The 19,561-nt window shown below is 40.7% G+C and carries 15 protein-coding genes, 1 tRNA gene and 1 pseudogene; 9 read left to right on the plus strand and 8 right to left on the minus strand.

The features are described 5' to 3' along the window. Positions 1-148: 148 nt before the first annotated feature. Positions 149-412, minus strand: coding sequence for an accessory factor UbiK family protein (locus tag ABMY41_RS08375; RefSeq protein WP_054561163.1), 264 nt, complete (start codon positions 410-412; stop codon positions 149-151). A gap of 111 nt (positions 413-523) precedes the next feature. Between ABMY41_RS08375 and rep the strand changes: the two genes are divergently transcribed. Next, positions 524-2,536, plus strand: a complete 2,013-nt coding sequence (gene rep / locus ABMY41_RS08380) for a DNA helicase Rep (RefSeq protein WP_287242476.1) — start codon at positions 524-526, stop codon at positions 2,534-2,536. Here rep and ABMY41_RS08385 read toward each other — a convergent pair. The 3 genes from ABMY41_RS08385 to elbB all read right to left on the minus strand — a co-directional run bounded on the left by ABMY41_RS08385 (position 2,526) and on the right by elbB (position 6,515). Next, a complete protein-coding gene (locus ABMY41_RS08385) occupies positions 2,526-5,090 on the minus strand; it encodes a diguanylate cyclase (protein ID WP_349274491.1) in 2,565 nt (854 codons plus the stop codon). The two genes, rep and ABMY41_RS08385, sit on opposite strands and share 11 nt — an antisense overlap. 199 nt (positions 5,091-5,289) lie before the next feature. Further along, the gene (locus ABMY41_RS08390; RefSeq protein WP_054561160.1) at positions 5,290-5,682 is read right to left on the minus strand and encodes a cytochrome c5 family protein; all 393 of its coding nucleotides are present in this window, start codon (positions 5,680-5,682) and stop codon (positions 5,290-5,292) included. 182 nt (positions 5,683-5,864) lie between these two features. After that, entirely contained in the window at positions 5,865-6,515 is a 651-nt protein-coding gene (gene elbB, locus ABMY41_RS08395) for an isoprenoid biosynthesis glyoxalase ElbB (RefSeq protein ID WP_287242469.1), read from the minus strand. A gap of 510 nt (positions 6,516-7,025) precedes the next feature. Between elbB and polA the strand changes: the two genes are divergently transcribed. Next, positions 7,026-9,761: a DNA polymerase I gene (polA, locus tag ABMY41_RS08400; RefSeq protein ID WP_349274492.1), complete on the plus strand. Its 2,736-nt coding sequence runs from the start codon at positions 7,026-7,028 to the stop codon at positions 9,759-9,761. A 259-nt stretch (positions 9,762-10,020) separates the two neighbouring features. Here the strand turns inward: polA and ABMY41_RS08405 are convergent, their stop codons facing one another. Continuing rightward, on the minus strand, positions 10,021-10,941 hold the full coding sequence (locus ABMY41_RS08405) for a triacylglycerol lipase (protein ID WP_287242463.1): 921 nt from the start codon (positions 10,939-10,941) through the stop codon (positions 10,021-10,023). A 424-nt stretch (positions 10,942-11,365) separates the two neighbouring features. Between ABMY41_RS08405 and ABMY41_RS08410 the strand changes: the two genes are divergently transcribed. Continuing rightward, the gene (locus tag ABMY41_RS08410; protein WP_239963789.1) at positions 11,366-11,953 is read left to right on the plus strand and encodes a YceI family protein; all 588 of its coding nucleotides are present in this window, start codon (positions 11,366-11,368) and stop codon (positions 11,951-11,953) included. Continuing rightward, entirely contained in the window at positions 11,953-12,471 is a 519-nt protein-coding gene (locus tag ABMY41_RS08415; protein WP_287242459.1) for a DUF1285 domain-containing protein, read from the plus strand. Before ABMY41_RS08410 ends, ABMY41_RS08415 begins: the two co-directional genes overlap by 1 nt. Before the next feature lie 4 nt (positions 12,472-12,475). On the opposite strand, the gene yihA is transcribed toward ABMY41_RS08415, so the two are convergent. Beyond that, positions 12,476-13,123, minus strand: a complete 648-nt coding sequence (yihA, locus tag ABMY41_RS08420; RefSeq protein WP_054561154.1) for a ribosome biogenesis GTP-binding protein YihA/YsxC — start codon at positions 13,121-13,123, stop codon at positions 12,476-12,478. A gap of 283 nt (positions 13,124-13,406) precedes the next feature. Between yihA and ABMY41_RS08425 the strand changes: the two genes are divergently transcribed. From ABMY41_RS08425 to ABMY41_RS08435, 3 genes are all read left to right on the plus strand, one after another. Next, positions 13,407-14,039, plus strand: a complete 633-nt coding sequence (locus tag ABMY41_RS08425) for a c-type cytochrome (protein WP_054561153.1) — start codon at positions 13,407-13,409, stop codon at positions 14,037-14,039. A 751-nt stretch (positions 14,040-14,790) separates the two neighbouring features. Continuing rightward, positions 14,791-15,390, plus strand: coding sequence for a Der GTPase-activating protein YihI (yihI, locus tag ABMY41_RS08430; protein WP_175083379.1), 600 nt, complete (start codon positions 14,791-14,793; stop codon positions 15,388-15,390). After that, the gene (locus ABMY41_RS08435) at positions 15,387-15,902 is read left to right on the plus strand and encodes a DUF2489 domain-containing protein (protein WP_054561152.1); all 516 of its coding nucleotides are present in this window, start codon (positions 15,387-15,389) and stop codon (positions 15,900-15,902) included. The genes yihI and ABMY41_RS08435 overlap by 4 nt, the downstream gene beginning before the upstream one ends. 60 nt (positions 15,903-15,962) lie before the next feature. On the opposite strand, the gene hemN is transcribed toward ABMY41_RS08435, so the two are convergent. Beyond that, complete coding sequence (hemN, locus tag ABMY41_RS08440; protein WP_349274493.1) at positions 15,963-17,336, minus strand: oxygen-independent coproporphyrinogen III oxidase; 1,374 nt, start codon at positions 17,334-17,336, stop codon at positions 15,963-15,965. A gap of 273 nt (positions 17,337-17,609) precedes the next feature. Between hemN and ABMY41_RS08445 the strand changes: the two genes are divergently transcribed. Further along, positions 17,610-17,686, plus strand: a tRNA-Ile gene (locus tag ABMY41_RS08445). A gap of 216 nt (positions 17,687-17,902) precedes the next feature. Continuing rightward, the gene (locus tag ABMY41_RS08450) at positions 17,903-19,189 is read left to right on the plus strand and encodes a hypothetical protein (RefSeq protein WP_349274494.1); all 1,287 of its coding nucleotides are present in this window, start codon (positions 17,903-17,905) and stop codon (positions 19,187-19,189) included. 5 nt (positions 19,190-19,194) lie between these two features. Here the strand turns inward: ABMY41_RS08450 and ABMY41_RS08455 are convergent. Beyond that, a pseudogene (locus ABMY41_RS08455) lies at positions 19,195-19,473 on the minus strand (site-specific integrase); the annotation flags it as partial. Positions 19,474-19,561 lie beyond the last annotated feature (88 nt).

A 19,561-nucleotide genomic window follows, 5' to 3' on the forward strand; every position in this document is an offset into this window, starting at 1 on the left:
AGAATCGATAAATGATGAAATATTGGCGAAGCTATGACTAAGGGGCATAAAAAAAATCCGATGACCTGTGATCATCGGATTTTGATCCTATTATGCCAAATGTCAATTGCTTAACTGATCGGCATTAGAGCTAATTCGCTCTCCTTTTTTATTGTTCGTCTTGTTTGCTAGCAAGTTGCTGCTCGAGTAATGCAACTTTCTCTTCAAGCTCAGTGAGTTTTTCACGAGTACGAATAAGTACTTGGCTTTGAATATCAAACTCATCACGGCTTACAAAGTCCATCTCAGCAAGTTTGTTTTGAATAGCTTGCTTTGTTTTGCCTTCAACTGTTTCGGCAAGGTTTTTCACGCCTTGCGGCATGTTGTCAGTAATTTGCTTAGCGATTTCTTCAAGTTTTGCTGGGTTGATCATCTTCGTCCCTTGAGTCACGTAAAAAAACAATCTTACCTTATTGGCTAGGCGTAGTGTAGTGATTACGGTAAAATTGCCCGTCCTGTCTTTGGATAATTTCTTTAGGGGCTTATGAAACTCAACCCAAAACAAGATGAAGCGGTAAAGTATATCAGTGGACCGTGTCTGGTATTAGCCGGTGCGGGATCTGGTAAAACGCGTGTTATTACTAATAAAATCGCTTACTTGGTGCAAAAGTGTGAGTATCAAGCGCGCAATATTGCGGCGGTAACCTTTACCAATAAAGCGGCAAAAGAAATGCGCGAGCGTGTAACGCAAACACTGGGTAAACAAGAGTCGAAAGGCTTATGGGTTTCAACGTTTCACACCCTTGGGCTTGAGATCATCAAAAAAGAGTTAACGACGTTAGGTTTTAAACCTGGTTTTTCGTTGTTTGATGATCAAGATACCAACCAGTTACTAGCTGAGCTGACCGAAGAAGAACTTAAAAAAGATAAAGATCTACTCAACCTACTAAAAATGCAAATAGGTAGCTGGAAGAACGAATTGATTCTGCCAGAGCGTGCTGTTCGCGAAGCCCGTGAGCCGCAAAAAGCCTTATTTGCTCAGCTGTATGCGCGTTATCAAAATCAACTACGTGCTTATAATGCCCTTGATTTTGATGATCTGATCATGATCCCTACTTTGTTACTAAGCCAAAATGCCACAGCGCGTGAGCGTTGGCAACAGCGTTTTCGTTACCTGCTGGTGGATGAGTATCAAGATACCAACACCAGTCAGTACCAGCTGGTTAAGCTATTAGTGGGTGAACGAGCTCGTTTTACCGTGGTAGGCGATGATGACCAATCTATTTACTCTTGGCGCGGTGCTAAGCCACAAAACCTTGTGCTATTGAGTAAAGATTTTCCGGGCCTACGTTTAATTAAGCTTGAACAAAACTACCGAAGCGCAGGGCGAATTCTAAAAGCGGCGAATATTTTGATTGCCAATAACCCTCACGAGTTTGATAAAAAGCTATTCAGTGAGCTTGGCTATGGTGAGCCTATCAAAGTGATTGGTTGTCGTGATGAAGAGCATGAATCAGAGCGAGTAGTGGCAGAGATCATTTCTCATAAATTCATGAAGCGCACCAGCTATAAAGATTACGCGATTTTATATCGTGGTAACCACCAAGCGCGCGTGTTTGAAAAAGCACTTATGAGCAACCGTATTCCCTATAAAATCAGCGGCGGCATGTCATTTTTCTCACGTTCAGAAATTAAAGATATCATGGCGTATTTACGCCTATTGGTGAACCAAGATGACGACAATGCCTTTTTACGTATTGTTAATACGCCACGCCGTGAGATTGGTACGGTCACACTTGAAAAGCTCGGCACCCTTGCTAATGAAAAGCATATCAGCTTATTTGCTGCCTGTTTTGAGCCTGAGCTTGCGCACAGATTAAAGGGCCGTGGTTTTAATGCTTTAGCTGGTTTTGCCCGCTGGGTGGTTGAGCTTTCTGATAATGCGGTACGGGGCGATACCCTTGAAGCTGTGAAAGAGTTAGTTAGGCAAATTAACTACGAAGCATACCTTTATGAGTCATCACCGAGTGCAAAAGCCGCTGAAATGCGCATGAAAAACGTTTCAGAGCTTTATCGTTGGATCACCGACATGCTAACAGGTGACGCAGACAACCCGCCGCTGAACCTTGCTGAGGTGGTTAGTAAATTGACCTTGCGCGATATGCTTGAGCGTAACGAAGAAGAAGACGAATCTGACGCGGTACAATTATTGACACTGCATGCTTCAAAAGGTTTGGAGTATCCGTATGTGTTCATGGTTGGCATGGAAGAGGGTTTATTACCACACCAAGTAAGTATCGATGAAGATAACGTTGAAGAAGAACGTCGTCTTGCTTATGTAGGTATTACGCGTGCACAGCAAGAGCTGGTAATGACTTATGCTAAGTTACGTCGTCAATTTGGTGAAACGTCAGATACTGAGCTCAGTCGCTTTGTGCAAGAGTTACCACAAGATGATTTAGCCTTCGAAGCGAAAAAGCCACCCTCTTCACAGGCTGAGCGCATGGAAAAAGGCCAAGCTCGAGTAGCTAATCTAAGAGCAATGCTTAAGAAGTAATAAATTGTGCGCTCGGTGCTTCGTGTTCGAAGGGCGCCAGCGCATGTTGCTTACCAATAAACAATGACAATCCGTGCTTATCGAGTAAGGTGCGGTAGTTAAAAATTGACGGGCCTTTCGCGATTACTTGGATATTTTGCAGCTTAGTAATCGCCAGCACACCTTGCAGTTGTAGGTGATAGTTTTCTTGCTGTAGTACACGTTTACTGAATGTTGAACTTAATAACAAGTAATCGAATTGAAACTCAGTCAGTAAGTTTAATTCACAGCGATCTTTAGCAAATTCATTCAAACCAATCGAAAATCCTTGTGTGACCAAGTTTTTTAAATTTTCAATTTGTACTGCTGATGCATAACGAATTTCTTGTTCATTGAATAATAAACACATTCTATTTGCATCGTGGGCTTTTAATAGCTTACACAGTGCTTGAAAATTAATACGTTCAAGAACTAAACCAGAGCAAGGGAACAGTACTTTTTCTAGATTACTGTCACTTACTAAGCTGAAGGCTTGTTTGAGTAAATTAAGTTCAACCTCAAAGTGCTGAACTCTATCGGTTGCAAACTTCTTAAGTACTTCAAAGCTGGTGCTACCAAGTACTGGGTGTTCACCAAATGCTTCGAGTAAAGACTCTGCACGAGTTTGCTCATCCAAGGTAATGATTTCGGCACTTCTAAAGTGCATAGGCAAATCATCTAAGTGATGCATATTGTCAGCATCATGCTGTACATTGCTGGCATTAAGCAGCGGATGGAAACATTCAAAGCGATTACGGCCTGCATTTTTCGCGTAATACATGGCTGCATCCGCATCACGTATAATTTCATCGGTGTGCTTGTAGCTTGGTTTTGAGTAGGTAATACCAATACTTGCACCACTTTGAATGCACTGACCCTTCATACAGAAAGGTTTTCTCATAATTTCGATAATACGTTTGGCAACATCTTGGGCTTGCTGTTGCTCTGTTAAGTGAGTGAGCAATATCACAAACTCATCACCACCTAAACGTGCAAGCAAATCATGCTCACGAATACAATGCGAGAAAGACTCGGCAACACCAATTAAAAATTGATCGCCTGCTTGGTGACCAAGGTGATCGTTGATGTCTTTAAACTTATCAAGGTCAATAAATAGCACTGCAAACTGCTGCTCTGGGTAGCGCTGGTAGTGCTGCAATGTTTTTTCGAGTTGAGTTAAGAATAAACTGCGATTCGGTAAACTGGTTAGTGAATCATGGTGTGCATCGTGGTACAGCTGTTGTTCTATTTTTTTACGCTCTTCAATTTGCATTTGCAGGTGCATATTGGCTTGGCGAAGTTCTTTGGTTTTTTCAGTGACCCGGTGCTCAAGCTTTTGGTGACTAAGCTTTAACTCTTGGTTTGCTAGGTGAGTTTGAATAACATTAGCAATTTGATGCGATACAAAGGTGATTAGCTCACAATCATCCTGACTAAATTCATGTTTATTGTTATAAGCTTGGCAAACAATGAGGCCTATAACGCCTTGCGAGGTTTTCAGCGGAGCACCTAACCAACTCGTCGCGGTGCGCTCTGGTGGTACATTAACGGGTCTTTCTACTACGCCTAGCTTGATAAGCTCCTTTGCTCTTTCACTGTCTATGACTTGGCACTTTTCAGTGCTGAGCACCAGTTCACTGTAGCCTTTAGCAAATGGCCTTGGTTTACCATTATCGTTAAATTCATCGACGCAGTAAGGAAAACTCAACCAATGTGACTGTTGGTCATACAATGCGATGTATAAGTTATCTGCGTAGGTAATATTTTTTATAATGTTATGAACATGCTGATATACATCGTCGAGGTTTTTACTTTGCGTTGCCAGCTCTGATATTTTAAATAAGATCTGTTGGCGTTCTAGCGCACTTTTACGTTGTTGAATTTCGTCGTTAAGTGCTTGGTTACTTTGTGTCAGTGCACGGGTGCGAATTTTTACTTCAGATTCGAGCAGCTCACGTTTTTTAACTCGCTCAATCGCTGTCGCTAAATACAATGACATCGCTTCGAGCAACTCTATTTGCTGCTCCGAATAGCCTTGCTTATTGTCATAGCTTTGCGCGACCATGACGCCAATAATGACTTTATCGCGATAGACGGGCACCCCAACCCAATGCTCAGCTGGCGTACCAAAGCATTTAAGTAAGCCTTGTTCAACCGCTTGCTCTGTTTGTTGTTTGGTAAAGTAACAGGTTTTACCTTGTTTAAATACGTAACCCGTGAGGCCTTCTTTAAAGTACTGCTCATATTTTAACGGTACTGAAAGACCATCTTTTTCATCGGCAAAATAAGATAGCTCAAGGTTATCGTAAACCGGGTTATGCAACACAACGAAGAAGTTTTTACTTGGGATATAGTCTTGTAGAATGTTGTGGATAGCAGGGTAGAGCAGGGTTAATTCGGCAACAGTACTTGCTTGCTCTGATAATTGTAAAAGAGCATGTTGCAAGTGATGTGATTGCTTATACTTTTGTAAAAGCGATTTTAAGCGAGCATTTTTACGGCCTAGCTTATCAATGTGTGTTGCTGAATCTTCCAATGATTTAGAACCAGATCTTATTGTTGTTTAAATTTCGTCCTTTATAGTTCCACTTTTTTATTAGATCGTCAAGTAACAGGTGTTAACAAAATAGTAATTTATGATGGGGCGTATTTGGCTACAGCATTAGTCTAGCGGCTAAAAGCAGGCACAAAAAAGGGCTTAATAAAATTAAGCCCTTAGTATTAGTTTTAAACTGTTACTTGCTAGTCATGAAATCGATAGCAGCGCTGATCTCTTCATCAGAACAGTCCATACACGTACCTTTAGGAGGCATCGCGTTGAAACCGTTGATTGCATGGTTAAGTAATGTATCCATGCCTTTAGCAATACGAGGAGCCCAATCATCAGCTGATTTAGGTGCACCTAGTGCGCCAGTGCCATGACAAGCAAAACATGCTGCTTGGTAAACTTGTTCACCAGAACGAGGACCTGTAGGTTCAGCAGCGACCGCAGCTTTATCACCTTCTAGATATACAGAACCAATTGGCGCTAGACGCTTTTTAATTGCATCTTCAGTCAAAGAGTTGTCATACGCTTGTGCATATGCCGTTGTTGCTAGCAGTAATAATGCAGCTGATAGTTTTTTCATTTTGCCTTGCTCACTTCGATTTGAACGTGATCAATCACGATATCTGACGGAAATTAGAACGATTATAACGCTAAGCCACAATTTATAAAATGATCTAAAAGGCTTTTTCTTGAGAAAAACCGTCATTTTTTTGCGTTAGCGCAAGAAAAGCCAGCATTAAATACTGGCTCTTAGCTTGATGTTTAAGCAAGCTCTAATACTTTGTTAACCAATTTTTCGATACCCGCATCAGCATCTAAAATGCTTTGGGCCAACATATAGGCTGGGGTTGTGACCACTTTATGCTGAGAATCGACAACGATATCATTAACAGCACAGCTTTGGTGCGCTCCGCCAAGTTGCTCGATAGCGGCAGCGGTGTCTGCATCGTTACCAATGGTTGTTTTTACACCTTTGCCATAAATAAGCGGCAGCATGGCAGGAGCAATACACATATAACCAGCTGCTTTGTTGGCATCGACAAAGGCCTTTGCAGTTGTTAGTACATCACCTTGAACTTGGGCATCTGCGCCTTTTACTGCAAAGTCAGATAGGTTTTTCGCGGCACCAAAACCACCTGGTACGATCAAGGCATCGAATTCATCTACATTTAGCTCAGTGAGCGCTTTAATTTCACCACGGGCAATACGTGCGGCTTCAACTAGCACATTACGATTAGGTGTCATTTCTTCACCGGTTAGGTGATTAATGGTGTGCATTTGTTCGATATCGGGTGCGAAGCATTGATAGCTCGCGCCTGCTTTTGCGATATGTAATAAGGTTAATACGGCTTCATTGATTTCTGCGCCGTCGTAAACACCGCAACCAGCTAAAATTACAGCAACTTTTTTCATTTTTGAACTCTCCTTAATGCGACTAGCTTTAGTTTAACAAGGATACGAGCATGGCGACAAAATAAAAAATTTTCGTCGCTTGATAACTCGCAAAGCGTGATGAATAGCTGTTTATGCCTTTTTATAAATTACTAACGAAAAAAAAAGTATAAAGGATCGCTATGATCTTTGATCCATTATGCTAGAATACTCCTCCGGTTATGAAAAGGGATGTTAATTCGGTATCGAATAAGCAAAAGGTTATCGCTACTAAAACCGTTTTCCACATCGGACAAAAATAATAAAAAAAGAACGCCGTAATATCTTTTTAAATCAAAACATGAACTTATAAGATTTTCCTAAATGTTTTTTTATTTCGGGAGAATTAGCTCTGTCTGTTATCTACAAAGTTATCCACAGCTTGCTCTGTCATAAACCTTTATTGGTTAATAATTCACAGTCGTTTTCTTCATGGCCTTATGGCATGCTTACAAACAATTTAATGTTATTCAATTAGGATCCAATTTCACCATGGCTCAGATCCCTGAAAATCCACTTATTCTTGTAGATGGTTCTTCTTATTTATTCCGTGCATACCATTCGCCACCGCACCTTACTAATTCAAAAGGTGAAGCGACAGGCGCAATCTATGGCGTAGTTAATATGCTTAAGAGTTTGATCAAGCAATATGATCCGTCGCACATGGTGGTGGTATTTGATGCCAAGGGTAAAACCTTCAGAAATGACATGTACAGTGAATACAAAGTGAATCGTCCGCCAATGCCGGATGACTTACGCACACAGATCGCACCACTACATAACATTATTAAAGCAATGGGTTTCCCGCTGATTAGTATTGAAGGTGTTGAGGCTGACGATGTTATTGGTACCTTTGCGCGTATAGCGTCAGAGCAGCAGCGTCATGTACTGATCTCAACTGGCGATAAAGATATGGCGCAGCTTGTTAATGAACATGTCACGCTGATCAATACCATGACAGATAGCATTTCAGATCCAGAAACCGTGGTTGAGAAGTTTGGCGTTGGTCCTGAGTTGATCATTGATTACCTTGCTTTAATGGGTGACAAGGTCGATAACATCCCAGGTGTTGATGGCTGTGGTCCAAAAACAGCAGTGAAATGGTTACAAAAATATGGATCATTGCAAGGTGTCATTGATCATGCAGGTGAAATTAAAGGCAAGATTGGTGAAAAACTTGCTGCTGCACTTGATCATCTGCCACTTAGCTATGAATTAGCAACAATTAAGTGTGATGTTGAGGTTGAGTCAGATCTTGAAACCTTTAAGCTGCAAGAGCCTAATCGTGACGAACTGATTGCACTTTATGGTGAGTGTGAGTTCCGCCGTTGGTTAGCTGAACTACTTGATAACCCTAAAGACGCTGATACGCATTTAGATTTGCCAACTGAAGCTAACGAACTACCAAAAGTTGCTGATGCACACTACGAAACTATTTTAACTGAAGAGCAGCTAGATACCTTAGTGGCGCAGTTAAATGACGCTGAATTGTTTGCTTTTGATACTGAAACAACCAGCCTTGATTATATGCAAGCGCAATTGGTTGGTATGAGCTTTGCGGTTAAAGCCGGTGAAGCGGCTTATCTTCCAGTTGCTCACGATTACCCTGATGCGCCAAAACAATTAAGCTTAGAAACCGTAATGGCAAAAATTGGCCCAATCTTAGCTGACGAAAACAAAGCGAAAGTGGGACAAAACCTTAAGTACGATAAAAGCGTGTTAGCAAATGCGGGCTTCGAGTTAAAGGGTATCAAATACGACACTATGTTGGAGTCGTATGTATTTAATAGTGTAGGTAGCCGTCATGATATGGACTCGTTGGCACTGAAATACCTAGGCCACAAAAATATCAGCTTTGAAGATATTGCCGGTAAAGGTAAAAAGCAGTTAACGTTTAACCAAATTGAGCTAGAAAAAGCGGCGCCTTATGCTGCTGAAGATGCCGATATAACGCTACGTCTTCACCAAGTGTTATGGCCAAAAATTGATGCTGATAGCCAGTTGAAGTCAGTATTCGAAGATATTGAGTTACCACTTGTCACAGTGCTTTCTGATATTGAGCGTACTGGTGTTGCAATTGATAGCAACATGCTGGCAGCTCATAGCCAACGTTTAGGCGAGCGCCTGTTAGAGCTTGAGCAAGAAGCTTATGATATTGCAGGCGAAAAATTTAACTTAGGCTCACCTAAGCAACTGCAAGCTATTTTGTTTGAAAAACTTGAGCTGCCTGTTATCAAGAAAACACCTAAGGGTGCACCTTCGACAGCAGAAGAAGTATTGCAAGAACTTGCTCATGATTATCCATTACCAAAAGTGATTATTGAGCACCGTGGTTTATCTAAACTTAAATCAACCTACACAGATAAGCTTCCGCTAATGGTTGATGAGCGCACTAAGCGAGTGCATACCTCTTACCATCAAGCTGTAACAGCAACAGGGCGTTTAAGCTCAACGGATCCTAACTTACAGAATATTCCAATTCGTTCAGAAGAGGGTCGTCGTATTCGTGAAGCATTTATTGCTGCACCTGGCCATAAAATTGTGGCTGCCGATTACAGCCAAATTGAATTACGTATCATGGCGCATTTATCACAAGATAAAGGCCTACTCACTGCGTTTGCGAATGGTTTAGATGTACACAGTGCTACGGCGGCAGAAGTCTTTGGGGTTAGCCTTGAAGAGGTTACCAGCGATATGCGTCGTAAAGCGAAAGCGGTTAACTTCGGTTTAATTTATGGCATGTCGGCATTTGGTTTATCACGCCAATTAGACGTACCACGTCATGAAGCACAGCATTATATTGATAAATACTTCGAGCGTTTCCCTGGCGTACTTGAGTACATGGAAACAACCCGTGAAAAAGCGGCTGATAAAGGCTATGTAGAAACGATTTTTGGTCGTCGTTTACATTTACCAGAAATCAATGCCCGTAACGGTGCTCGTCGTAAAGCCGCTGAGCGTGCTGCGATCAACGCGCCAATGCAAGGTACTGCTGCTGATATCATCAAAAAAGCGATGCTAAAAGTTCATCAGTGGGTGAACGCGCAAGCTGAAGGTTCAGTGAAGTTGCTAATGCAAGTGCACGATGAATTAGTGTTCGAAATTAAAGAAGAGTGTGTTGACGACTATAAAGCTGAAATTTGTAAGCTAATGTCTGAAGCCGCGACTCTTGATGTGCCTCTGATTGTTGAAGCCGACAGCGGTGACAACTGGCAACAGGCTCACTAATAGTCGCAATAGGTGAGAGCTGTCAGCTATCAGCCGTCAGCTTTCAGACTGAAAGTTAGCGATTTGCTTGACCGTTATACCGTATTTATCTCGAATCTAGCTTCCAATTTAAGGGTCGCGGCATAAAGCCGCTGCTACAAGTAGGCGTGAAACTTGTTTCGCGCGTCTGACCGCTGAAGGCTGAAAGCTGATCGCTTCTATATATAGAACATCGCTTCGTGCGACCCGACTCACCCAAAAATAAATCATTACTCGTTAACTAAAACCCCAACTCCTGCAACCGCTTTACGTGTTCGCGATAAAGCTCAATAGGGTCAACTTCCCGAAAATTGTGCAAACCAATAAACTGATTAATCTCATCTAAGTGGTTCATTTCATAATCATCTTTGATGACATGTCCTAAATGGCTGCTGCAGCGCGATACTAGGCCATCATCTTTACCTAAAATAAGTAACGAGCCAAGCAGCATGGGCAAGTCGGTTGGATCAAGTATATTGGTGAGTGCTGCTGTACCACTCCACGAAAAATAGTACACCCCATTTTCGGCAACTAACTGACCTTGATCGCACTTATTTTCTGGTAAACCTTCAGGGTATTTTTGATTAAATACGTCAGCGCCCTGTGTACTTAAGCTACTTAAAGCACCGAGTGTATCTTGCGGTAATTGGCTGTGGCCTGAGAGCAGTGAAATGACCTCACCAACCCCATCAAATACGAACCGCGCGGTATGTTCTGCTTGAGAATTTGCAGGTAGTTTTTGTCTAATTAAATCAATAATGCCACTGCCATAGTTTGCACCGCCAATACTGGTTACTGAGGCAATTAAATCTGGTCTGATTGAAGCAACGTAGCGCACTGTTTGCGCGCCTTGGCTGTGACCAATCAAGTTTACTTTATTGGCGCCTGTCAGTGCTAAAATTGCTTTTACGTGAGTGAGTAATTGTTCGCCCCTTACTTCAGAGCTATTAATAGCAGAGACCGCTGGCGTGAACACCAAGGTACCATCTTGGTTGAGACTTGCAGCCACATTATAAAAATAATCGAGGCCGAGTAGGTTATCGAACCCCATGAGCCCATGAACTAAAATTACCGGATATTGTGTCGTTGTTTTTTTGGCATGGCAGTAGGGGGTCATTAAAAAAAGTAAGGTAGCAAATAAAATTAAGGGGATTTTTTTCATACCTTTTACTCTTCTACTGCAATTTTTATCACTAACAAGCCTTAAAAAAGCCTGATTTAAGTGTGCTTTTAATTCACCATACCCTAAATTACGGTTCGCTGTAATGTTAGTTTTAAGTAAATAAGAAAAGAAGGTTTTAGTGTTTCGTTATATGTTTATCAATTTGTATTGTTTCTGCCGTTATGCAATTTATTTTTAATCTGGTATTTGCTAAAGTCCGCGCCGTCCTCATCCTGTAGGACATCCTGTTGATGATGCATCTGAAAGGGTGCAACGTATTGATAGCTTCTCCCCAGTTTGCTATAACGGCTCACTCCTTGTTGAGTGAGTCGCTTTTTCTTTCTCTTATCATACAATTCATTGCACAAATTAACGTAAGTGATACCATCAAAGTGATTCTTATTTACTTTCGAAGGAATGCGTTATGTTTAAATCTTTGGCAATTGCTGCCTTTTCATTATCGAGTATTTTAGTTGCCCCTTTAGCCAGCGCAAACTGGCAAGTTAATAATGAGCAAAGCAATGTGAGCTTTGTGTCTATCAAAAAGAATTCAGTTGCAGAAGCGCATCATTTCAAAAAGGTGTCGGGTACACTTAACGAACAAGGTCAATTTAAGTTGATGATCGATCTGACATCGGTTGAAACTCTGATCCCTATCCGTAATGAGCGCATGACCAAGTTGTTATTTGAAACAGCTAAATTTCCTAATGCAGTGTTAACTGCTGATTTAAGCAAAGCGCTGTTAACGCTAAAACCAGGTCAACATGTGCTTAAAGGTTTGAAAGCTGAATTAGACTTTCATGGCAACAAGAAAGAGCTAACGATTGATGTACTTGCTAATATGTCACCGAAAGGCGATGTGACTGTTTCATCGTTTACGCCGGTGATTATTAATGCAAGTGACTTCAAAGTAACAGAAGGTATTAGTGAGTTACAAAAACTTGCGGGTTTACCATCAATTGCAACAGCTGTTCCTGTGACATTTTCTTTGACGCTAGATAAAGAAAAATAATGCAATCACTTGCTGACTTAGAAGCCGCTCTTCAGGCTCCCGATAAACCTTTTGATCAATGGCAGCCACAAAACTGTGGGCAAGTGCCTATATTGATTGATGTGCAAGGGCGGTGGTTTTATGCTGGCAGTGAAATAAAGCGCGAGGCAATGGTTAAACTCTTTGCCTCTGTGCTTTGCAAAGAAGCAGATAGTTATTTTTTAAAAACACCCGTCGAGAAAATGGCCATCACAGTCGAAGATGTGCCTTTTATTATTGTTGATTGGCGTTTCGAAGAGACAGAGCAAGGCCTTGCGCTTTGTTGTGTCGATAATTTACAGCGCGCTTGGTTGGTATCAGCAAAGCAACCACTATTACTGAGAGAATTTGAAGGTGTCAGTGTGCCTTACTTACAATTAGCACATGGCTTGGCTGCGAGGGTATCGAGAAATGTTTATTATCAGTGGGCCGAAATAGCCTGCTCAGACGAGCAGGGCTACTATATAGAATCATTAGCCAAGCGTTATTACTTGGCCTAAGCGATTAAGCTTCTGGTTGTTCGTCAGACTCAGGTGCTTGCGCTTCAATGGGCCCTAAGAACCACTCATCAAGCTTTTTAGCAACTTCAGGTAAGCCTGTGCCTTTTAGTGAAGAGAAGGCATGTACTGTAATATCACCATCTAAGCTACTTAACTCACGACGAACTTGTAAAACTTGAGCTTTACGCGCGCCCTGTTTTAGCTTGTCGGCTTTAGTTAATAGTGCCAGCACTGGAATTTCGCTGCCCACGGCCCAGTCGATTAAGTCACGGTCTAAATCTTTTAACGGGTGGCGAATATCCATCAAAACAACGATACCTTTTAAGCTTTGACGTTTTTGTAAGTATTCACCTAGCGATTTTTGCCATTTCTTCTTCATTTCGATAGGCACTTTAGCAAAACCATAGCCCGGTAAGTCGATAAGGCGTTTATCGGCATCAAGTTCAAAGGTATTGATCAGCTGAGTACGACCGGGTGTTTTAGAAGTACGTGCTAACTTTTGATCTGTTAACGTGTTTAAAGCACTTGATTTACCCGCATTAGAGCGACCAGCAAACGCGACTTCAATCCCCGTATCAGCAGGTAAGCGTGAGATATCAGGTGCGCTGGTAACAAAGGACGCAGTATTATATTTGATACGAGATTTGAGCACAGGCTCTCCTAGTCTTTTATAAAAAATAACAAACAGTGGCTAATTTCCACTTAAGGCACGTATTTTATACTATTAAAGCAGCATTCAAAAGCGTATTTAAGCGTGCTAAATTGGCTTTAAATTAGGAAAATTACTAGGTATAAACTTAATCTAAGTCAAATCCCTATAAATTATGAGCTTAATGTGGGCAGAAAACGTGCCAGAGAATTTATTATCGTGTAGAATATAGAAATCACAACATCCATATTGTAGATGATACAGGGTCGGAAACAGAGAATTCACCATGAAAAAAATAGCACTATCTTTAACTATATTGCTTGGTACGTTGTCAGCAAGCAACGCAACAGCATTTGATGGCGATGTAAACGCAGGTAAAGAGAAATCGGCAACGTGTGCGGCTTGTCACGGCCCAGACGGTAATGCACCGGTTAATATCTACCCTAAAATTGCAGGCCAACACGCAGATTATATCTATAAACAATTACAAGAGTTTAAATTAGGTATGACATCTGGCGGCAAAGAAGGTCGTATGGATCCAGTAATGAGTGGTATGGCTATGCCGCTTAGCGATCAAGACATGAAAGACCTAGCAGCTTACTTCTCTTCTTTAAATATGTCTGAAGGTACAACACCTAAAGATGTAGTAGAAGTTGGTCAGCAGCTTTATAAAGCCGGTGATGCAGAGCGTGGTATTCCAGCATGTGCTGCGTGTCACGGTCCTCGTGGTAACGGTACATCACTAGCTAAATTCCCGAAAGTTTCGTTCCAACATCCAGAATACATCAAGTCACAACTTGAAAAATTCCGTGATGGTACGCGTAATAACGACTTAAACGGTATGATGCAAGACATCGCTAAAAAGCTAACAGACAAAGACATCGAAGTACTTTCAAAATACTTAGGTGGCTTACACTAAAGTCTGATTGCGGGTAGAAATATTCCGCAGTAATATGTGATTAGTGTGAAAAAAGCAGCGCAAGCTGCTTTTTTTGTATTTAAACCATGTCGAAATCTCCCACGCCTTTGTGAGACATTGTCCATATCGAGCTGTAAGCTAAATCTTATTTTTATTTCAATTTTATACATAACTCTTTGTTATTAAATAAGTTGAGCTTGTTGCAATATCTTATCTGTAAGAAAAATTATATAAATCAGTTGTAACAAAATTATTAATGAGTAAATTAACCACTGTCGCTGAGACAGCAAAAACAACATGGACAATGTAATAAGGAAAGTGACTGCGGCAAGTCTTTAGGGGTTGACACTGGTTAGGTGTCCTAAAGGAAATAACAAAAAAGCGTCAGGATTGACCGAGAATAATAAAAGCTCATGGAAGTTTAATAATAAAAACAAAATGGAATGCTACACGGAAGGTTAAAACAATAACAAAATGGATAAACAATAATAATAAAAATAATAAAGACTAAAAAGTCGAAGGGAGAAGTGTCCAGATAATTGGCGCTCAGATTAGTAGGCGGTAGAGATGTTTTCTCTACCGCCTTTTTATTTGTCCTGTTACAATAGCCACCGTTTGTACTAAAAGTATGAAAAGTGCGCAGTTCGTCAAGTTGACCAACCACATCCGCACATCGAATTCTTCTGGTTATGCCAGCATTACAATGCCACAAAGGCGTTGTGCACAACCTCTTAAGTGAGATGATCAAGATATGAGTAGAAAGAAAAAGTCGCGTAAAATTCCATCGAATGGTCCTGTACGTCTAAGCAAAGAAAAGCTTAGAGAGATGCGCGCGTTAAAAGAGCAGCGAGTTAAAAAGACCAAAGGTGCTAAACCTGGGTCTCGAAATGCACCTGATGCACAAAATGCAAAAAACACTGCTGCAAACAATCAACCGAAAGATAAGCGTGTTGGTAGTAAAAAGCCGGTTTCTTTAGTTGCGCCTAAGGCTGAGCCGAAAGTTGAAATGAAACGCAACTTAAAACCTATGGTTGAGCTTAAGAAAGTGGCTGAGCCTGAACTAACACCAGAGCAAGAGTTAGAAGCGCTAGAGAATGACGAGCGTCTACTTAAGCTGGTTGAGCGTCATGAGCGCGGTGAGTTATTAACAGGTAAAGATGCTAAGTACTTCAATAGCCGTATTGCTCGCCACCAAGCACTGTGTGAGTTATTAGGCATTGAAGATGAAGACGAGTACGAAGATGACTTTGAAGATGATTCATTTGATGAAGGTGAATCTGACTTCGATAAGTACTTATCTGATGACTTAGCCAATGAATGGTTTGATGACGAAGATGAGGATGAGCGATGAGCACAACCTTGATTATTGCCATTGTAATTGGTGCGGCAATTATCGCAGGGCTTGCGTTTTATGCAGGGCAACTTCTGTATAAACTAAAAGAGCAAAATAAGCTTATCGCCAAGAAGCAAGCTGAGCATGAGCAAAAGCTTGCGGCATCAAAAGCAAAGCGTAATGCAAAGCTAGCCGATAGCATTCATTTAATTGCCCGTGCAATGAATGAAGAGCAATGTGAGTTCTCAGAAGGCTGCTTGCGTATTTGGGTGCTGATCTCTCAATACAGCTTTGCTGAAGAGTTTGAGCTAAGTGAGCGCTACCCTGGCATATTTAAAATGTACGAAGTCGTAAAAGATATGCCAACGCACGATGCCCGTAAGAAATACTCTAAAAAAGAGATTTTTAAAATGGACACCGCTCGCTGGCGTGCTGAAGAGCAGCATAGCGATGAAATTAAAGCGGATTGTGCACGTATAATTGAAGAGTTTAAAGCCGCTCCAGGCAGCGAAAACGTAGTATTCAATTAAACAAACATGCTGCGATTTAAGCAAAATAAAAGCAGAGCCTAGGCTCTGCTTTTTGTTGGGCTAGATAACTCGTGAGAAACGAGTTTGCTTGATTTGTTGTTGTAGGTGCGCATCAAAGCACATACAAATAATACGAATAAATAAATTACCGCGAGCTGTTACCGTGATCTTATCTTGGCTAACAGACACCAAGCCATCAGCTAGTAATGGGTCGAGTGCCTGTAGTGCCTCGCAGAAGTAGCTGGCAAAGTTAATATTAAACTGTTTTTCGATTGCTGGAATATCCAGCTCAAACTGGCAGATCAATTGTTTGATAACCGCTGCACGTAACGTATCGTCATCAGTTAAAGCAACACCTTTACAGATTGCACTGCCATAGCCTTCTTGCACAGCTTTGTAATAGTGCTTCAACTCTTTTTCGTTTTGTAAAATGGCATTGCCTATTTGCGAAATAGATGACACACCCAAACCTAATAAGTCACATTGGCCATGCGTTGTGTAACCTTGGAAATTACGGTGTAACTGACCTGCGTTTTGTGCAATTGCTAGTTCATTGTCTTTGCGGGCAAAGTGGTCCATACCAATAAACTGATAATCCGCCGCTAACATCTGCTCAAGGGTATTTTTGAACATAGTGAGCTTATCGCCCGCAGACGGTAAGTCAGCGTCTTTAATTTTACGCTGTGCAGCGAATCTATCTGGTAAGTGAGCATAGTTAAATACCGACACGCGATCAGGGTTTAACTCAATCAGCTGTGCAATTGTCTCTTTAAAGCTCTCTGGTGTTTGCAGTGGCAAACCGTAAATCATATCGGCATTAATAGATTTAAAGCCAAGTTCACGAGCCTCACTAATTAAACCCTTTACAGATTGCACGCTTTGCGGACGATTAACTGCCAGTTGCACATCATCATTGAAATCTTGAATACCAAACGAAACACGATTGAAGCCAAGCTCACGTAGGTGTACTAGCATGCCATCAGCTAAAGAACGAGGGTCAATCTCAATACCGCGCTCGGCATCATCAGCAAAATTAAAATGTTGCTCAACCAACGCCATTAAGCGGCTCATTTGCTCTGCCGATAAGAAAGTTGGCGTACCCCCCCCTAAATGCAGTTGCTCAACGTTATAATCGGCAAAAAGCGTTGCTTGTTCAGCAATCTCAAGCGCTAAATTATCTAGGTATAAATCGGCTTTAGATTGATGACGAGTGATCACCTTATTACAACCACAGTAATAACAAAGCTGACTGCAAAAAGGGATATGGATATAAAGGGATAAAGAACGGCTTTTCGAAGCCGCAATCGCGTTAATCATATCTTGTTGGCTATAACCGTCAGCTAAAGACAATGCCGTTGGGTAAGATGTATATCGAGGCCCAGAAATATTGTACTTGTTGATCAGAGATTGATCCCAGCTTGGTAAATTTATCACAGTCAGCACTCCGCAATTGATTGAGCGGCTATTTTAACGAGTTTAGTGATTTAGCTATTTGATCTAGAACAATGTCGGAGGCTAGAAACTAATCGGCATGCTTTAAGGTCGTTGTAAAAACAAAGAGTTTACTATTTGAGCAGTTGATTTAGTGATTGTTAAAATAAAGGGTTTTGCTAGTGACAAGGTTACAAAAACTTTTTATACTGCATCCCGCTTTAGTCAGTTAAATCTGCTAAACACATCAAAAAATTTAGCTTTCGCTAATACAATGGCCCCTTAGCTCAGTTGGTTAGAGCACACGACTCATAATCGTTAGGTCCCCAGTTCAAGTCTGGGAGGGGCCACCATTTTTACAAGCTTCCCAAGTAACCACCTACTAACAGAAATTACCCTGTGCTACCTCTGTGCTACTTTTTATATTAAGTCAAAATCTTAGATATCAAAAATGTTTATACGTGAAAACTGCAAATTATTTATTCAAATTGTTTTAACTGAGTATCTATGTATTTAGAGCTCTAATCCATTAACATACACTGAGATTCAATAATCATCAGGAATGTTTAATGGCAAAGTCAAAATGGACCGACTCTTCTTCTGTTAATGAACTTCTTTCCAGAATAGAGAAATTAAAATTAAAAGATGGCCAGCAGTGTGGAATGATCGTAACTAAAAAAAGTTTTAAATCAGCTTTTAATTCGAGACGGTTTGATAATTACCTAATGCTTCTAAAAGAGTTAGTCCGATTTGATTCTGAAGTTCCTGATGCGGTTAAAGAGCAAATATTACATGATGCTGTTTGGCACGCAGCTGATATGGAACAGTTGCAAAGTGGTTATATCGGAGGTCAAATAAAAAAGTTAGAAGCAGAGTATTTGGCAAAAGAATCAAAAAAATACTATTTGATTACTGCAGTATCTATAACTGGTTTAAAAAGCAAGCGCTTGATTAAAACTCCTAAATCTATAATAACGATTTCGAAATATTTTCCAAAAAAATTTAAAAAAAGTTATGACTTTCAAGAGGTACATACGGTGTACCCTAAAATTAATCAAAAATGTTACTCTTGGGTTGTCATAGAAGTGTGCGCAAGGTGCGAACACGCTGCAGCAGAGGTTGCGCTTGAGCAACTAGACTATTGGCGTGGAATATTTAATATTTTTTTTAATCATAACAATACTAGAACTTCGTTTGGGAAGCCTGCTCCAATCAACAAGATAACCAAATATCCATATCACTCACTTCATATGGAAAATGGCGATAAAGCTTCTCCTTTTTATTGGTTTGACCCAAATTTTAGCTATGAAACTTCATCATTGGATGTCTCTAAAAGTTATGAGAGAGCTAAAGTTTTTTATCATAAGCTATCTAGTGGTATTGAGGATTGCGGGAGTCGAAAGTTTTTTCTTGAAATATTGAATCGCTATTGTGTTTCTCTTGATACTGCTAATATGAATAGTTCATTTTTAGCTATGTGGTCACTATTAGAGTCATTAACATTTACAGGGAAAGAAAATTATGATGTTACAATTGCAAGAACATTAATTTTATTTAAGGATAAATTTCACCTCAGACTTGAGTTAGAGCTTTTGCGAAAGAAACGTAATATGGCAATTCACAATGGGCAACAATTTGAAGAGGCAGAAAAGTACGCTTATTTATTAATGAATATTATTCATGAGTACATATTCTTTTTGGTGGTGGCTATAAGAAAAAGTAAATCTATCGAACAGTTAACGTCCGCACTAGATCTCCCTCCGGATAAGGCTAAACTCTTAAAAGCTCGCCAGCAACTTGATGATGAAATAAAAAAATTAGATTTGCTTGAGAGCCTTATAAGGATCGAAGGTTAAAGAGTTTACCTTAAATAAACCTCAGTTATTTCAGCCCTGAAATGGCCTAGCTCTTGCGATACTGTTTCGAGAGCTATTGCCCTACTTAATCCGAAACTCCTTAGCTCAGCCATTCTCTCTTGTGCGTTACGCCTAAGGCCATGTCCGCCATTAGAAAAGAAGAGTGTATGACTTGATGCTTTAGAGAATGAGCATGACCATTTATGACCGCCACCAATCTCATAACTTTGCAAATAGTTAGTTTCTCTATCACGAACCGTTATAGGCTGTGCTCAGCGCCTTTTTAGAGCTGGGAAAAGCGCTTATAAACATAAAGAAACTCTAAAGAGGCTAATCGCATAGGATTTATTTTGAATTAAAATCACTTGCTAA

The sequence above is a fragment of the Pseudoalteromonas sp. BZA4 genome (assembly GCF_040104395.1).
Lineage (GTDB): Bacteria > Pseudomonadota > Gammaproteobacteria > Enterobacterales > Alteromonadaceae > Pseudoalteromonas.

What these genes read in the sequence shown, in the direction of transcription:
- ABMY41_RS08375 (WP_054561163.1), bottom strand. Translation starts at nt 412, where the DNA reads ATGATCAACCCAGCAAAACTTGAAGAAATCGCTAAGCAAATTACTGAC.
- rep (WP_287242476.1), top strand. Translation starts at nt 524, where the DNA reads ATGAAACTCAACCCAAAACAAGATGAAGCGGTAAAGTATATCAGTGGA.
- ABMY41_RS08390 (WP_054561160.1), bottom strand. Translation starts at nt 5,682, where the DNA reads ATGAAAAAACTATCAGCTGCATTATTACTGCTAGCAACAACGGCATAT.
- elbB (WP_287242469.1), bottom strand. Translation starts at nt 6,515, where the DNA reads ATGAAAAAAGTTGCTGTAATTTTAGCTGGTTGCGGTGTTTACGACGGC.
- polA (WP_349274492.1), top strand. Translation starts at nt 7,026, where the DNA reads ATGGCTCAGATCCCTGAAAATCCACTTATTCTTGTAGATGGTTCTTCT.
- ABMY41_RS08405 (WP_287242463.1), bottom strand. Translation starts at nt 10,941, where the DNA reads ATGAAAAAAATCCCCTTAATTTTATTTGCTACCTTACTTTTTTTAATG.
- ABMY41_RS08410 (WP_239963789.1), top strand. Translation starts at nt 11,366, where the DNA reads ATGTTTAAATCTTTGGCAATTGCTGCCTTTTCATTATCGAGTATTTTA.
- ABMY41_RS08415 (WP_287242459.1), top strand. Translation starts at nt 11,953, where the DNA reads ATGCAATCACTTGCTGACTTAGAAGCCGCTCTTCAGGCTCCCGATAAA.
- ABMY41_RS08425 (WP_054561153.1), top strand. Translation starts at nt 13,407, where the DNA reads ATGAAAAAAATAGCACTATCTTTAACTATATTGCTTGGTACGTTGTCA.
- yihI (WP_175083379.1), top strand. Translation starts at nt 14,791, where the DNA reads ATGAGTAGAAAGAAAAAGTCGCGTAAAATTCCATCGAATGGTCCTGTA.
- ABMY41_RS08435 (WP_054561152.1), top strand. Translation starts at nt 15,387, where the DNA reads ATGAGCACAACCTTGATTATTGCCATTGTAATTGGTGCGGCAATTATC.
- ABMY41_RS08450 (WP_349274494.1), top strand. Translation starts at nt 17,903, where the DNA reads ATGGCAAAGTCAAAATGGACCGACTCTTCTTCTGTTAATGAACTTCTT.